General features: G+C 65.7%; 14 protein-coding genes. 9 read left to right on the plus strand and 5 right to left on the minus strand.

Features of this window, described 5'->3' with window-relative positions; all coding sequences use genetic code 11:
* Nucleotides 1-7 precede the first annotated feature (7 nt).
* Both IB232_RS10950 and IB232_RS10955 read right to left on the minus strand, forming a co-directional pair.
* A complete protein-coding gene (locus IB232_RS10950) occupies nucleotides 8-244 on the minus strand; it encodes a glutaredoxin family protein (protein WP_192398556.1) in 237 nt (78 codons plus the stop codon).
* Nucleotides 245-290: 46 nt separating this feature from the next.
* A complete protein-coding gene (locus IB232_RS10955) occupies nucleotides 291-1433 on the minus strand; it encodes a DUF5610 domain-containing protein (protein ID WP_192398557.1) in 1143 nt (380 codons plus the stop codon).
* Nucleotides 1434-1581: 148 nt separating this feature from the next.
* On the opposite strand from IB232_RS10955, the gene IB232_RS10960 reads away from it, so the two are divergent.
* Nucleotides 1582-3540: a cation:proton antiporter gene (locus IB232_RS10960; protein ID WP_192398558.1), complete on the plus strand. Its 1959-nt coding sequence runs from the start codon at nucleotides 1582-1584 to the stop codon at nucleotides 3538-3540.
* A gap of 1 nt (nucleotide 3541) precedes the next feature.
* Here IB232_RS10960 and IB232_RS10965 read toward each other — a convergent pair whose 3' ends face one another.
* On the minus strand, nucleotides 3542-4099 hold the full coding sequence (locus IB232_RS10965) for a TetR/AcrR family transcriptional regulator (protein ID WP_192398560.1): 558 nt from the start codon (nucleotides 4097-4099) through the stop codon (nucleotides 3542-3544).
* A gap of 128 nt (nucleotides 4100-4227) precedes the next feature.
* On the opposite strand from IB232_RS10965, the gene IB232_RS10970 reads away from it, so the two are divergent.
* The 3 genes from IB232_RS10970 (at nucleotide 4228) to IB232_RS10980 (ending at nucleotide 7154) form a co-directional block, all read left to right on the plus strand.
* Nucleotides 4228-4824: a glutathione S-transferase family protein gene (locus IB232_RS10970; RefSeq protein ID WP_192398562.1), complete on the plus strand. Its 597-nt coding sequence runs from the start codon at nucleotides 4228-4230 to the stop codon at nucleotides 4822-4824.
* Nucleotides 4825-4922: 98 nt separating this feature from the next.
* Nucleotides 4923-5780: an MBL fold metallo-hydrolase gene (locus IB232_RS10975; RefSeq protein ID WP_192398564.1), complete on the plus strand. Its 858-nt coding sequence runs from the start codon at nucleotides 4923-4925 to the stop codon at nucleotides 5778-5780.
* Between the two features lie 108 nt (nucleotides 5781-5888).
* A complete protein-coding gene (locus IB232_RS10980; protein WP_192398566.1) occupies nucleotides 5889-7154 on the plus strand; it encodes an OprD family porin in 1266 nt (421 codons plus the stop codon).
* Between the two features lie 57 nt (nucleotides 7155-7211).
* Here the strand turns inward: IB232_RS10980 and IB232_RS10985 are convergent, their stop codons facing one another.
* Nucleotides 7212-8420, minus strand: a complete 1209-nt coding sequence (locus tag IB232_RS10985) for an ammonium transporter (RefSeq protein WP_192398568.1) — start codon at nucleotides 8418-8420, stop codon at nucleotides 7212-7214.
* Nucleotides 8421-8795: 375 nt separating this feature from the next.
* On the opposite strand from IB232_RS10985, the gene IB232_RS10990 reads away from it, so the two are divergent.
* The 3 genes from IB232_RS10990 to IB232_RS11000 are packed head-to-tail and all read left to right on the plus strand — an operon-like array spanning nucleotide 8796 to nucleotide 9885.
* On the plus strand, nucleotides 8796-9167 hold the full coding sequence (locus IB232_RS10990) for a DUF883 family protein (RefSeq protein WP_412547729.1): 372 nt from the start codon (nucleotides 8796-8798) through the stop codon (nucleotides 9165-9167).
* A 23-nt stretch (nucleotides 9168-9190) separates the two neighbouring features.
* Nucleotides 9191-9571, plus strand: coding sequence for a phage holin family protein (locus IB232_RS10995; protein WP_192398744.1), 381 nt, complete (start codon nucleotides 9191-9193; stop codon nucleotides 9569-9571).
* On the plus strand, nucleotides 9568-9885 hold the full coding sequence (locus tag IB232_RS11000) for a hypothetical protein (protein ID WP_192398571.1): 318 nt from the start codon (nucleotides 9568-9570) through the stop codon (nucleotides 9883-9885). Before IB232_RS10995 ends, IB232_RS11000 begins: the two co-directional genes overlap by 4 nt.
* A 217-nt stretch (nucleotides 9886-10102) precedes the next feature.
* Here the strand turns inward: IB232_RS11000 and IB232_RS23760 are convergent, their stop codons facing one another.
* Nucleotides 10103-11215 carry a GGDEF domain-containing protein gene (locus tag IB232_RS23760; protein ID WP_192398572.1) on the minus strand — a complete coding sequence of 371 codons (1113 nt, stop codon included), beginning with the start codon at nucleotides 11213-11215 and terminating at the stop codon, nucleotides 10103-10105.
* A 210-nt stretch (nucleotides 11216-11425) separates the two neighbouring features.
* Between IB232_RS23760 and IB232_RS11010 the strand changes: the two genes are divergently transcribed.
* Nucleotides 11426-12757, plus strand: a complete 1332-nt coding sequence (locus tag IB232_RS11010; protein WP_192398573.1) for a deoxyguanosinetriphosphate triphosphohydrolase — start codon at nucleotides 11426-11428, stop codon at nucleotides 12755-12757.
* A gap of 4 nt (nucleotides 12758-12761) precedes the next feature.
* Nucleotides 12762-13811 (plus strand): FUSC family protein, encoded by a 1050-nt coding sequence (locus tag IB232_RS11015; RefSeq protein WP_192398574.1) that lies wholly within the window; start codon nucleotides 12762-12764, stop codon nucleotides 13809-13811.
* The last annotated feature ends 51 nt before the right edge of the window (nucleotides 13812-13862 follow it).

Raw genomic sequence — 13862 nt, forward strand, 5'->3', positions numbered from 1 at the left:
AGATGGATCAGCGCAGGAAGGCTACAACCTGATCGGCGTCGAAGGGCCAGTCGAGCTCGGCGCCGTTGTCGTTGCGACGCAGCACCGGAATACGCAAACCGTATTGCTCGACCCAGTCCTCGCGCTCGGCGATGTCCACCAGTTCGACCAGCAGGCCATGTTCGACGAAGGGCATCAGCAACGCCTCGGCCACCTCGCAGAGGTGGCAGCCGAGGGTGCCGAAGAGTTGGCATTCAGGGGGCATCGCGCGCGTCTCCAATCAATCAGAGACGCAGTCTAGCACCCGCCGCTCAGGCCTCCTCGGCCGGCGCGTTCTGCAGCATGCCCTGCAGACCGTCGAGCAGGCGGCCGTTGAGTTCCTTGGCCTTCTCCAGCAGCGATCCGTCGAAACGCTCGTCGAGACTAAAGCCTCCGTCCAGCAGCTGCTCCAGGGTGCCCTTGGCATCTTCCGATACCTTGTCGGCGGTGCGCAGCGCATCGAGCAGGCCACGGGCGTAGTCGATCAGGTCGTCGTTCACCGCACTGGCCGCCTGACCACCCTGCTGGGCCACGGCGCCATAGGCATCGGTAGCCTGACGCACGCTGGTCTGGGTCAGTTGCAGCGACATCGAAGCCAGTTGCGAGCCATCCATATTCAGCTGCATGGCGCGGTCGAAGGCGCCCGCCAGATTGCCCGAATAAAAGTCGCTGGAAATGTCCTGCACCTGCTTGAACAGATCTTCCAGGGCAGCGCGCTCTTCATCGTCCAGCTCGCCTTCCACCTGCACCTGCCAGCCCCCGATCTGCATGCTGCCGGAGCTGCTGCTGGCGCTGGCCACGGAACCATTGCCGTTGCTGGCCGCAGCCGCACTGCTCTGCGACCAACTGGCGGAGGCGCTGGCGATGGAAATATTCAGGCGGTCGCCATCGCGGGTGGTGACCTGCATATCGAAGGTCTCGGCCTGAGCGGCGAAACGCTCGCTGCGCGCGGCCACGGCGACAGTGTTGCCACCACCGCTGGCGGGAGTCTTGGCGCCGTAGTCGGACTCTAGGCCTTTCAGGCCGTTCTGAATCTTGTCGTAGGTGGCATTGATGTCTTCCGCCACCTTGCCCTTGAGCACGCCCATGCCGTCGAGAATCTTGCGTGCTTCCTCGAAGCCTTTCTCCACGCCCTCACGGGCCTGGGCCAGCAGGCTTTCCAGCTTGGAAGTGTCGGCGCCGGCGGCGGCTTCGCTTTTCAGGCGCTGCTCGATGAAGCCGAGCACACGGTCCGCCACCTTATCGGGCGTGAAGTCCTCGCGCTTGCCGTCCAGTGCGCCCGGCTCCAGGCCCAGGCGATTGGCCAGGCGGTTGGCCAGCGTGCCCTGCGCATCCACATGGCCGCGCGGGTTGGCCAGGGTATTGATGCCAGTGGGGCGGGAATGCGACGGGGAAAGGGAAGCCAGAGTATTCATGATGAAGTACCAAGCAGGGTGAACTGCCTCTTTGACGGCAGGTACCCTGGAAAATTGAGGCAAAACCGACCAATGGCCACCTTGACCGAGAGCATGGACGCCCCGCTGCCGCTTCGGCATGCTCGCAGGCAATCGAAGGAGAATCGCCTTGTTCGCCGATCTGTTGATCATCCTGGCCTGCTCGCTGCTGGTCATTGCCCTGTTCCGTCGCCTGCGCCTGCCGCCGGTGCTCGGCTACCTCTGCGTCGGTCTGCTGGTGGGGCCGGCGGCGCTGAACTGGATAGGCTCGGCCCGGGACCTGCCGCGGCTGGCCGAGCTGGGCGTGGTGTTCCTGCTGTTCAGCCTCGGTCTGGAATTCTCCCTGCCGCGCATGCTGGCGTTGCGGCGTACCGTGTTCGGCCTGGGCAGTCTGCAGGTCGCCCTGTGCGGCCCGGCCCTCGGCGCCCTGCTCTATCTGGGCGGCGTGGCGCCGACCAGCGCCGCGGTGCTCGGCCTGGGCCTGGCGCTCTCCTCCACCGCCATCGTCGGCAAGGAGCTGGTCAGCCTCGGCGAGGTATTCAGCGGCCATGGCCAGAACGCCATGGGCGTGCTGCTGTTCCAGGACCTGGTGGCGGTATTGCTGCTGACCCTGGTGCCCGCCATTGCCGGGCACGGCGGCGAGCCCTGGTACCTGGCCATCCCATTGACGCTGGGCAAGACCGTGCTGCTGTTCCTCGGCCTACTGCTGGCCAGCCGCTGGTTGCTGCCAAAGCTGTTCCACGAGGTGGCGCAATCCCATTCCGCCGAGCTGTTCGTCATGCTCGCCCTGGTCATCGTCCTGCTCACCGCCTGGCTCACCCATATGCTCGGCCTGTCCATGGCCCTGGGCGCCTTCCTCGCCGGCATGCTGCTGGGCGAAAGCCACTACCGCCACCAGATCGAGGCGGATATCCGTCCGTTCCGCGACATCCTCCTCGGCCTGTTCTTCGTCTGCGTGGGCATGCTGATCGACCTCAAGCTGTTCGCCGAACAGGGCTGGGTCATCCTCGGCGCCACACTGCTGCTGCTCGCGCTCAAGGGCGGCCTGGTGGCCGTGTTGGTCAAGGTTCGCGGCGAGAGCGGCGAGACGGCCTGGCGCAGCGGCCTGGCCCTGGCCCAGGCCGGCGAGTTCTTCTTCGCCCTGGTGGCGCTGATGCGTCAGCAGCAGATGCTGGACGCACCGCTGGCCGGACTGCTGCTGGCCGCCGCGTTCTGCTCCATGGCGCTGACTCCGCTGCTGCTGCGCGCCGCGCCGCAGCTGGCCGCGCGCCTGCGCCGTACACCGGGGCGCGAGAGTCATCTGGAGGAAATCGCCAGCCACAGTGCGGAGCTGCAGGGCCATGCGGTGATCTGCGGCTACGGCCGGGTCGGCCAGTCCATCGGCCGTTTCCTGCAGCGCGAGGGCCAGGTCTTCGTTGCCCTCGACGACGACCCGGTGCGGGTCGAGGAAGCCAGCGCCGGCGAGAACAACGTGCACTACGGCGACTCGCGCCGGCGCGATCTGCTGGAGGCCGTCGGCATCGCCCGCGCGCGCCTGCTGGTGGTGGCCGTGGACAAGACCGACGTGGCCCTGGTCATCGTCGAGCAGGCGCGCCTGCATTGCCCCGATCTGCCTATCCTGGTGCGCACCCGCGACGATAGCCGGTTCGCCGAGCTGCAGGCGGCGGGCGCCAGCGAGGTGGTGCCGGAGGTGCTGGAGTCCAGCCTGATGCTGGCGTCTCACGCCCTGGTGATGCTCGGCACTCCCCAGCAGCGCGTGCAGCAGCATCTGGACGAGGTACGCAGCAATCGCTATCGCCTGCTGCACGGCTTCTACCACGGCGCCCAGGCCAATCTGGTGGACGCCCAAGGCCAGCCGCGCATGCTCCTGCATGCGGTGAACCTGCCACCGGATGCCCACGCCTGCGGCCGCTGCCCGACCGATATGCAGCTGGAGGCCCTAGGGTTGGAAGTGCAGGCGGTGCGCCGCGATGGCGTCGATCTGCCAATCGAGAAACGGCCCCAGCTGCAAGGGGGCGATACGGTGTTACTGTCCGGCCCGCTGCAGGCCATCGAAGCCGGAGAGGCGCGCCTGCTCGGCGGCGACTGAGTCAGACGCCGGCGGCGCTCAGCAACACCTCGGCCGCCGCCTTGGCCTGTAGGGCCTGGTCGCCGGGGCCCTGCACATGGGCCATGCTCAGCGCCCCTTCCAGAAGGAACTGCAGCTGCCCGGCCAATTGCTCCGCCTGGGGCGCTCGCAGCGCGTGCAACAGCTCGCGGAAATGCCCACCAAAAGCCGCCTTGAACCCCGCCGCCTGGCGATGGATCGGGTGCTCGCGGTCATGAAACTCCGCCGCCGCATGAATGAAGCTGCAGCCGCAGAAATCGCGTTCATTGATCCATGCATGCAGGCCGTCGAAGGTCAGCAGCAGCGCCTCCCGCGGCGGCCTGGCGGCGCGCAGCTGGGCCAGGTTGCCGAGAGTCTCGCGCTCGCGCTCTTCGAGCACGGCGAGGATCAGCTCATCCTTGGAGCGGAAGTGCTTGTACAGGGTCATCTTGGCCACCCCGGACTCTGCCAGGATGCGGTCGATGCCCGTGGCGTGGTAGCCCTCGCGGGCGAACAGGCCTTGGGCGGTGCTGATCAATTGTTCGCGTTTGCTCGATGCCATCGGGCCCTCCAAGTGGCGGACATTATGCGGGCGGTGATGACCGTCGCTCCAGTTCGGAAAAATCTCGCTTGAAATATACAGACCTGTCTGTCTAATATCGAGTCACATTCACCCGCGAGACTCATCCCATGCAGCTCCATGACTTCACCCTCTCCGGCAACTGCTACAAGGTCCGTCTATTCCTCGCCTTACTCGGCCGCGAAGTAGAGCTGCAGCAGACCGACTTGCTCGGCGGCGCGCAGAGGCGCCCTGAGTTCCTCGCCCTCAATCCGCGCGGCCAAGTGCCGGTGCTGGTCGACGAAGGTCAGGCGCTCTATGACTCCCAGGCCATCCTGGTGTATCTGGCCAGTCGCTATGCCGATGCCAGCTGGTATCCGCAGGACGCCCTGAGCCAGGCGCGCATCGCCAGCTGGCTGAGCTTCGCCGTCAACGAAGTGGCCAAGGGGCCGGGACAGGCCCGACTGCATGGACTGTTCCGCATGCCCGGCGACCTGCAGCAGGCCCAGCAGCGCGCCGTGCAGGTACTGGAGTTGGTGGACGCGCACCTGGCCCAGCACACCTGGCTGGCACAGGGTTCGGCTCCGAGCATCGCCGACATCGCCGTCTACCCTTATGTCGCCCTGGCTGGCGATGGCGGCCTCGACCTTGTGCCCTACGCCCATCTCGCCGCCTGGTTCGCGCGCATCCGCGCCCTGCCCGGCTACATCGGCATGCCGGGCCTCTGAGGGGCTCCGCGATCATATGCCGCCGCCCCGGCTGCGGGCGCCCTGCCGTTGGCTTTCGGCGCCGCCGTATCCCCCCCTGCACGTTGAAGGAAACTGATATGCGCTCCCTGCTCTTCGCTCTGCTGCTGGTCGCCGCCGGCACCAGCCAGGCCGCCGGCCTGCGCTTCGCCCTGGTCAAGACCGCCGAGACCGAGACCCGCGACGCCTTCACCGTCGAGGGTGGCGCCTGGACCGAAAAGGCCATCGCCAACCACGTCGCCGTGCTGATCGAGCATCACGCAGCAACCCTTTTGCTCGACACTTCCCTGGGACGCCAGGTGGACCAGCAGTTCGAATCGGAAATGCCCTGGTACGACAAGCCGCTGCTGCGCTACGGCCAGGTCACCCCGGTGCGCGACCAGCTGGACCGCGCTGGCATCCGTGTCGACCGCATCCTGCTCACCCACAGCCACTGGGACCACGCCTCGGGCCTGGCCGACTTCCCGGAGGTGCCGGTGTGGGCGCCCTACGAGGAGATCGAATTCAGCCGCATCGCCACCCCGCCGGCCGTGCTGCCCAGCCAGTTCGCCCATGCCATCCGCTGGGTGCCGTTCCAGTACGGCGAATACCCGTTCATGGGCTTCGCGCGCAGCCACGACATGTTCGGCGACGGCAGCCTGGTACTGGTGCCGCTGGAAGGCCACACGCCAGGTTCGGTCGGCCTGTTCCTGACCCTCGACAATGGTCGCCGCTTCTTCTTCACCGGCGACACCAGCTGGCGCCTGGAAGGTTTCACCGGGCCGAAGGAGAAGTTCTGGATCAGCAAGCGCATGGTCGACAACGACCCGGAGGGCACCCGTCAGCAGCTGGAGAAGGTCCACCAATTGCTGCTGGAGCAACCGCAGCTGACGGTGATACCGGCCCACGACGAAACGGTGCAGCGCCAACTCGGCTACTACCCGCACTGGATAGAGTGAGGCCCTCGACCAAGGTCTAGAAGCCGCCGCGGCGGCAAAGTGGTTTATTCCCCTCGCTGCAACCGGACCGGACAACCGGGCCGCCATCACCAGCCGAGGACAATAACAATGAGCAAGTCCCCTCTTGCCCGCGGCGTGGCCCTGGCCGCGCTGGGCACCAGCCTCACCCTGCCGACCATTAGCCAGGCTGCCTTCATCGAAGACAGCAAAGCCAGCGTGGAGCTGCGCAACTTCTACATGAACCGTGACTTCCGCCAGGAAGGTGCCGCCCAGTCCAAGGCCGAGGAATGGGCCCAGGGTTTTCTACTGCGCTACGAATCGGGCTACACCGAGGGCACCGTCGGTTTCGGCGTCGACGCCATCGGCACCCTGGGCCTGAAGCTCGACTCCAGCGCCGACGAGAGCGGCACCGGGCTACTGCAGCGCGACCGCGACACCGGCCGTGCCCAGGATGACTACGGCGATCTGGGCGTCACCGCCAAGGTCAAGGTCTCCAATAGCGTGCTCAAGGCCGGCACTCTGATGCCCAAGCTGCCGACCGTGCAGGCCAACGACTCGCGCCTGCTGCCGCAAAGCTTCCAGGGTGGCTGGATCAACTCCCAGGAGATTGCCGGGCTGACCTTCGATGCCGGCCAGCTGAGCCGGGTCAACCAGCGCGACTCCTCCGATCACGAAGCCATGACCATGACCACCGGCAACGGCCGCGGCATCACCGGCACCGGCGGTGTCACTAGCGACGAATTCAACTTCGCCGGCGCCAGCTACAAGTGGAACGACCAGCTGACCACCGCCTACCACTACGGCGCCCTGGATGAGTTCTACAAGCAGCACATCCTCAACGCCGTGCACCTGCTGCCGCTGGGCGACAAGCAGAGCCTGAAGAGCGATATCCGCTTCGCCCGCTCCACCGACGACGGCCAGACCAACGTCGACAACAAGGCCTTCGGCGCCATGTTCACCTACAGCCTGGGCGGCCACGCCTTTGGCCTCGGCTACCAGAAGATGAGCGGCGACACCGGCTACGCCTACATCGGCGGCACCGACCCGTTCCTGGTCAACTACGTGCAGATCGGCGACTTCGCCTTCAAGGACGAGAAATCCTGGCAGGCTCGCTACGACTACAACTTCGCCGCCCTCGGCATCCCCGGCCTGACCTTCATGACCCGCTATCTCTCCGGCGACAACGTCGACCGCGGCGCCGGCTTGTCCGAAGGCAAGGAGTGGGAGCGCAACACCGACATCGCCTACGTGTTCCAGGATGGCCCGCTGAAGAACTTCGGCGTCAAATGGCGCAACGCCACGACCCGCTCCAACTTCGGCAACGACCTGGACGAGAACCGTCTGATCCTCAGCTACAGCCTGTCGCTCTGGTAAATCCTGCGGCAACGAAAAAGCCCGCCAATCGGCGGGCTTCTTTTATCCAGCGCAGACTCAGTCCTGGCTGTTGGCGCCGATCTTGTGGATCGACAGGTCGGCACCGTAGTACTCCTGTTCCTGACTCAGGCGGATGCCGGTCAGGGTCTTGAGCAGGCCGTAGACCAGGAAGCCGCCGACCAGCGCCACCAGCACGCCCAGCGCGGTGCCAATCAGCTGGCTGGCCAGGCTCACGCCACCCAGGCCGCCCAGGTAGCTCTGGCCGAAGATGCCACAGGCAATACCGCCCCACACGCCGCACAGGCCGTGCAGCGGCCACACGCCGAGCACGTCGTCGATCTTCCATTTCACTTGGGTCGCGGTGAACGCCCAGACGAACAGCGCACCGGCGATGGCGCCGGTGACCAGCGCGCCGACCGGGTGCATCAGGTCAGAACCGGCGCACACCGCCACCAGGCCGGCCAGCGGGCCGTTGTGCAGGAAGCCCGGGTCATTGCGCCCGACCAGCAGCGCGGCAACGGTGCCGCCGACCATGGCCATCAGCGAGTTGACCGCCACCAGGCCGCTGATGCTGCCGAGGGTCTGGGCGCTCATCACGTTGAAGCCGAACCAGCCGATGATCAGGATCCACGAGCCCAGGGCGAGGAACGGGATGTTCGACGGCGCGAAGGCTACCAGGCGCCCCTCGCGATAGCGGCCGTCGCGACGACCGAGCAGGATCACCGCGCCGAAGGCCAACCAGCCGCCCACCGCATGCACCACCACCGAGCCGGCGAAGTCATGGAAGGCAGCGCCGAAGCGTTCGGTCAGCCAGGCCTGCAGGCCGAAGTTGCCGTTCCAGATCAGACCTTCGAAGAACGGATAGACGAAGGCGACGATCAGCAGCGTGGCGCACAGCTGCGGGCCGAACTTGGCGCGCTCGGCGATGCCCCCGGAAATGATCGCCGGGATGGCGGCGGCGAAGGTCAGCAGGAAGAAGAACTTCACCAGGGCGTAGCCGCTGCCGGCGGTCAGCTCGCTGGCCGGCGCGAAGAAGGTCACGCCATAGGCCACCCAGTAACCGACGAAGAAGTAGGCCAGGGCCGAGACGGCGAAGTCGGAGAGGATCTTCGACAGAGCGTTGACCTGGTTCTTGTGCCGCACCGTACCCACTTCGAGGAAGGCGAAGCCGGCGTGCATGGCCAGGACCATGATCGCGCCGAGCAGGATGAACAGGGTATTGGAGCCGTGAATCAGGGTTTCCACGGCGCTGTTTAGGTTTTCCATCGAATGGTTCCCCGGTCGAATAAGCACCAAAAACGATCTCGATCCCGATACGGCGCACCAAACACGAGCAATCTCTCGTCATGCACCGCTGTCGCCGCGCCCCGAATCGGAGCAGAAGCTTTCGCAAAAAATCATCAGCGATATTTTTCGCCTTTATTTTCAGCGATATACCGAAAGAGACAACAGATCCGCCGTGGACCGCGCGCGCCACCAAGGGGCGCGCCCGAAACACGGCGCACCAAGGCGAGGCAAAAGATGTGCCACACAAGGGCACGAATAAAGCCTGAACCTGGCCGGCCTGGCTCGGCTCGAACCTGAAGAGTCCGCAACCACGACCCATAGGAGGGCGCCATGCCTACCACCCCGAACTCCGACCTGTCCGGCTTCGAAACCACTGGCACCACCAGCACCACTCCGAACATCGACAAGGACGCCCACCGCCGTAATCTGCGCGATGCGCAGAATGCGTTGTCCGCCGAGTTCCAGGCCCTGATCAGCGACACCGAGAGCCTGCTGCGGCAGACCTCCGACGCGGCTGGCGCACAGGTTCAGGAGCTGCGTGCGCGTATCAGCGGCAACCTCGGCCGGGCCAAGGACATCCTCAAGGACACCGAACACACCCTGGAGCAACAGGGCCGTCTAGCGGTGGCCAAGACCGAGGAGTACGTCCAGCAGCATCCCTGGCAAACCCTCGGCGTAGCCGCTGGCGTGGGCTTCCTGCTCGGCCTGCTGGCCGGTCGTCGCTAAGCCGGAGGCCGAGCATGGATGACATGCAGTCGCAGGCGGCCAGCGAGCCGCCCAAGCCTTCCCTGAAGAAGCTGGGCGGCGCCCTGGTCGGGCTGCTGCAGGGCCATCTGGAGTTGCTCGGCATCGAGTTCCAGGAGGAGAAGTCGCGCTCGTTCCGGCTGTTCATCTTCTCCGGTCTCAGTCTGATCTTCGGTCTGCTGGTCCTGCTCGGACTGTCGACCGTGGTGCTGATCGCCTTCTGGGACACCTACCGCCTGCCCGCGGCCATCGGCCTGTGCCTGGTGTTCGCCACGGCCATGCTGCTGTGCGTGTTCAAGGCCATGCGCCTGGCACGCGACGGTGAGTCGCCGTTCCGCGCCACGGTCACCGAGCTGGCCCGCAACAAGGAGCGTCTATTGCCATGAGCGAAACACTGTCCAGCGCGGCCCGCCGCGACATGCGCAAGGAGCTGGTCCGCCTGCGCATGGAGATGCACCGCCAGCAGCTGCGCTACCACGTGCAGCCGCTGACCCATCCCTTGCAGCAGCTACGACAGATGCGCCAGGGCGAGCCGGCCAATGTGAAGACTCCGCTGATGGTCGCCGCCGGCGTGCTGCTGACTCTGTTCGGCGGCCGACTCGGCACCTTCGGCAAGCTGGCCCGCGTAGGCCTGATGCTCTACCCGGTGGTGCGTGGCGTGCAGGCCGCGCAGCGGCCGAGCGTCGAGCGGCATTACTAGGCTATCCGGCGCTCTTGCCAGATCGACCGCCTGCGTCGGATGGAGTGACGCGGTTTATCCGAGCATGAGCTGCCTTAATCAAAGGCAGCTTTCGCCATGTTGGCACCAGAGAGCGAAGCTCATCAGGACTTGGCAGCCCACAACTCGTTGCGCCTCACCCTCCTCCAACCAACTCACCCGCCATGAGCGCAACTACTGTTCAAGCGGCGGTCTCGGGTCAGATCAGGATCGGCCGGTGGAAGGGTGCCAGCTCCATGCGGTTGCGTCCGTTCTGCTTGGCCCGGTACAGCGCCTTGTCGGCGCGCTCGATCAGCGCCGGCACCGTCTCCTGCAGGTAGTACTGGGCAACGCCGATCGAGGCGGTGACGCGCACATTGGCCGGCATGCCCTCGAAGCTGACTTCGGCCAGCGCATCCTGGATGCGCTTGATGCAGTGTTGGGCCATTTCCAGCGAAGTCTGCGGCAGGAACAGGAGGAACTCCTCGCCGCCATAGCGGGCGAAGAAGTCGGTGCTGCGCAGCAGCGGCTGCACTGTATTGGCGAAGGTCCTGAGCACCTCGTCGCCGACCGGATGGCCGTAGGTGTCGTTGATCCGTTTGAAGTAGTCGAGGTCGAGGATGCACACGCAGAAGCCGGCGCCACCACGGTCGGTGCGGTTCTTCTCGTGGTGCAGCATCTCCAGCAGGTAGCGCCGGTTGTAGACCCCGGTCAGCTCGTCATGGGTGGCCAGCTCGGTAACCTGCTGCAGCACTTCCTGCAGCTGGACATTGCTGGCCATCAGCTTCTTGCGCAGGTCGCTGATATTGCCGCCGAGGATGGAAATGAATGGCAGGAAGGCGGAGAAGCTGCACCACAGCACCATCTCCACGGCCAGATTGAAGCGCTCACCGTCGATGCGCTGGATCAGCGGCAGGGTCAGGCCGTAGGCGGCGATGGTCAGCAGGCTCAGTACCAGGAGCTGCCGGGTATGCAGCTTGAAGCAGCCGAACACCATGATGATCAGCAGCACCACCAGATAGGCGCCACGTGCCTCGCCGGCATAGGTCTGGGTGAACAGCACCATGGCGATGGCCGCGACCATCTGCGCCATGGTCAGGCTGGGGTCGCGAAAACGCAGATTGAGGCCGAAGTGGAACAGCAGGAAGAAGCCGAGGTTGGTGAGCACCGCGATGACCGCCCAGACCGGCATGACCCAGGACGGCGAGATACCGTTGTACAGGGAAACGCCCTGGGGAACGCAGGCCAGAACGTACATCGCCACGCTCATCTGGAAGCGACGGATGCGTAGTTGCTGCTGCGAGTCCTTGGGTAAGGCAGCTTCTGAAATCACGTGTTTATTCTCTAATTGTTATGTACGCGATGGCACGACGATATCACTGTGATCACAAAAAACCCATGCGCCACCCTGCCGCCTGTCGCCCGCTCAGCGGTGGTGGGAGCGAAGAGTCCCGGTACTTGCAGGCATCGTCGCGAACACCGAAGCTAGGGCCATATGGCCTGGCGGAGCGCCAGGAAACCACCCCACCGGCGAGGACAGCCCTTGGATTGGCAAACCCTGCTCACCCGTGAACGTCTCGGCAAACCTGTCTATAGCTCTGACGAGCTTGGCCGCAGCCCGTTCCACAAGGATCACGACCGCATCATCTTCTCCGGCGCCTTCCGCCGCCTGGGACGCAAGACACAGGTCCACCCGGTCTCCAGCAACGATCACATCCACACCCGCCTGACCCACTCTCTGGAGGTCGGCTGCGTTGGCCGCTCGCTGGGCATGCGCGTCGGCGAGATGCTGCGCGACGCGTTGCCGAACTGGTGCGAGCCGAGCGACCTGGGCGTGATCGTGCAGTCCGCCTGCCTGGCCCACGACATCGGCAATCCTCCGTTCGGCCACTCTGGCGAAGACGCGATCCGCCACTGGTTCCAGCAGGCCAACGGGCGTGGCTGGCTGGACGACATGAGCGACGCCGAGCGCGGCGACTTTCTCAGTTTCGAGGGCAACGCCCAGGGCTTTCGCGTACTCACCCAGCTGGAATACCACCAGTTCGACGGCGGCATGCGCCTGACCTACGCGACCCTCGGCACCTACCTGAAATACCCGTGGACCGCTCGCCACGCCGAGGCCGTGGGCTACAAGAAGCACAAGTTCGGCTGCTACCAGAACGAGCTGCCGCGCCTGGAGCAGATCGCCGCCAAGCTCGGCCTGCCGCAGCTCGACGAACAGCGCTGGGCACGCCACCCATTGGTCTACCTGATGGAGGCGGCCGACGACATCTGCTACGCGCTGATCGACCTGGAAGACGGCGTGGAGATGGAGCTGCTCGACTACGCCGAAGTCGAGGCGCTGCTGTTCGACCTGGTCGGCGATGACCTGCCGGAAACCTACCGCCAGCTCGGCGCCAGCGACTCGCGCCGACGCAAGCTGGCGATCCTGCGCGGCAAGGCCATCGAACACCTGACCAACGCCGCTGCGCGGGCCTTCGTCGAGCAACAGCCGGCGCTGCTCAGTGGCACCCTGGAAGGTGACCTGGTCGAGCACATGCACGGCCCGGCCAAGCGCTGCGTGTTGCGCGCCAAGGGCATGGCACGGGAAAAGATCTTCCAGGACAAGCGCAAGACCCTGCACGAGATCGGCGCCTACACCACCCTGGAGATCCTGCTCAACGCCTTCTGCGGCGCGGCCCTTGAACAGCACTCCGGGCGCGGCCTGTCGTTCAAGAACCGGCGCATCCTCGACCTGCTGGCGCACTACGCGCCGGAGCCAGGCTGGCCGCTGTATCTGTCGTTCCTGCGGATGATCGACTTCATCGCCGGCATGACCGACAGCTACGCCACCGAAATGGCCCGGGAGATGACCGGGCGCTCCAGCCCGGTGTGATGCGATGAGGGAGCTGCTCAAGCAGGCGATCAGCTGGCACGCGGGCCCTCCGGCCTGGGGCCCGGCGGTGATCGCCTGCCTGGGCTGTGCCCTGCCCCTGGTGCTCGGTCTTTTCAGTGGCCACCCGGGCTTCCTCTGGGCCTCGGCCGGCGCCTTCCAGGCCGCCCAGGCCAACCCGCTGCATCGCTTCGGCATGCTGCGCCTGCTGTTGCTCACCCTGCTCGGGGCCTGCAGTGCCGGCCTGGGTTTCTGGTCGGCCAGCCACCCGCTGCTCAGCCTCTGCCTGTTCGGCGCCTACGGCTTCCTCCTCGCGTGGTTACAACGCTTCGGCACCGAGGCCGGCAAGCTGGGCATCGGTCTGGCCGTGTGCCTGTGCCTCGGCCAGGGCCAGTTCGGTATCGGCGGCCTGAAGAACGCCGACGCGGTGGGCACGCTGTTCGTCCTCGGCGGGCTCTGGGTCGCCCTGCTCGCCTTCGGCCTGCGTGGCCTGCACGGCCTGCGTATGTGGCCGTACATGCCGCGCTTCATGGCCATCCTCAAGGTGCTCAAGCGCCACGCCAAGCGCCTGCCGGAGCAGCGCTGGCGCCTGCACGCCCTGGGTTGCACCCTGGGTTGCGCGGCGGCCGGCCTGATCGTACAGCTCGCGGATCTACAGCGCGGCTACTGGCTGACCCTGGCGCTGATCGCCACCCTGCAGCTGGAGATCCGCGGCAGCCTGGTGCGCGCCCTGCAGCTGAGCATGGCCAGCCTGTGCGCCGCGGCGCTGCTGATCTACTTCGGCCACAGCCTGCAGAGCCCGCCGCTGATGGTGGCCTTCATCCTGCCGCTGATTGCTCTCAGCCGCGCCTTCCAGGCCCATCACTACGGTCTGTTCGTGCTGCAGGTGACGGTCAGCTTCGTACTGCTGGCCGAGAGCCTGTCGCATGACTGGCACCTGGCTCAGGTGCGTCTGTTCAACAGCCTGATCGGTGTGGTGCTGGCCATTCTGGTGGCCCTGCTGATGCACGGCCTGGCGCAGTGGCTGAGCAGAGATCGAACGGATTCGCAGAGCTAACGAAGCGGCTATGCTTCTGGCCTGACCTGAGATGTTTGTCAAAGGAGTGAG

Origin of the sequence: Pseudomonas sp. PDM15 (assembly GCF_014851565.1) — a bacterium.
Taxonomy (GTDB): Bacteria; Pseudomonadota; Gammaproteobacteria; order Pseudomonadales; family Pseudomonadaceae; genus Aquipseudomonas.

Bases quoted from the DNA above. Each gene is read 5' to 3' on its own strand.
- IB232_RS10950 (WP_192398556.1), bottom strand. From the start codon at position 244: ATGCCCCCTGAATGCCAACTCTTCGGCACCCTCGGCTGCCACCTCTGC.
- IB232_RS10955 (WP_192398557.1), bottom strand. From the start codon at position 1,433: ATGAATACTCTGGCTTCCCTTTCCCCGTCGCATTCCCGCCCCACTGGC.
- IB232_RS10965 (WP_192398560.1), bottom strand. From the start codon at position 4,099: ATGGCATCGAGCAAACGCGAACAATTGATCAGCACCGCCCAAGGCCTG.
- IB232_RS10970 (WP_192398562.1), top strand. From the start codon at position 4,228: ATGCAGCTCCATGACTTCACCCTCTCCGGCAACTGCTACAAGGTCCGT.
- IB232_RS10975 (WP_192398564.1), top strand. From the start codon at position 4,923: ATGCGCTCCCTGCTCTTCGCTCTGCTGCTGGTCGCCGCCGGCACCAGC.
- IB232_RS10980 (WP_192398566.1), top strand. From the start codon at position 5,889: ATGAGCAAGTCCCCTCTTGCCCGCGGCGTGGCCCTGGCCGCGCTGGGC.
- IB232_RS10985 (WP_192398568.1), bottom strand. From the start codon at position 8,420: ATGGAAAACCTAAACAGCGCCGTGGAAACCCTGATTCACGGCTCCAAT.
- IB232_RS10995 (WP_192398744.1), top strand. From the start codon at position 9,191: ATGCAGTCGCAGGCGGCCAGCGAGCCGCCCAAGCCTTCCCTGAAGAAG.
- IB232_RS11000 (WP_192398571.1), top strand. From the start codon at position 9,568: ATGAGCGAAACACTGTCCAGCGCGGCCCGCCGCGACATGCGCAAGGAG.
- IB232_RS11015 (WP_192398574.1), top strand. From the start codon at position 12,762: ATGAGGGAGCTGCTCAAGCAGGCGATCAGCTGGCACGCGGGCCCTCCG.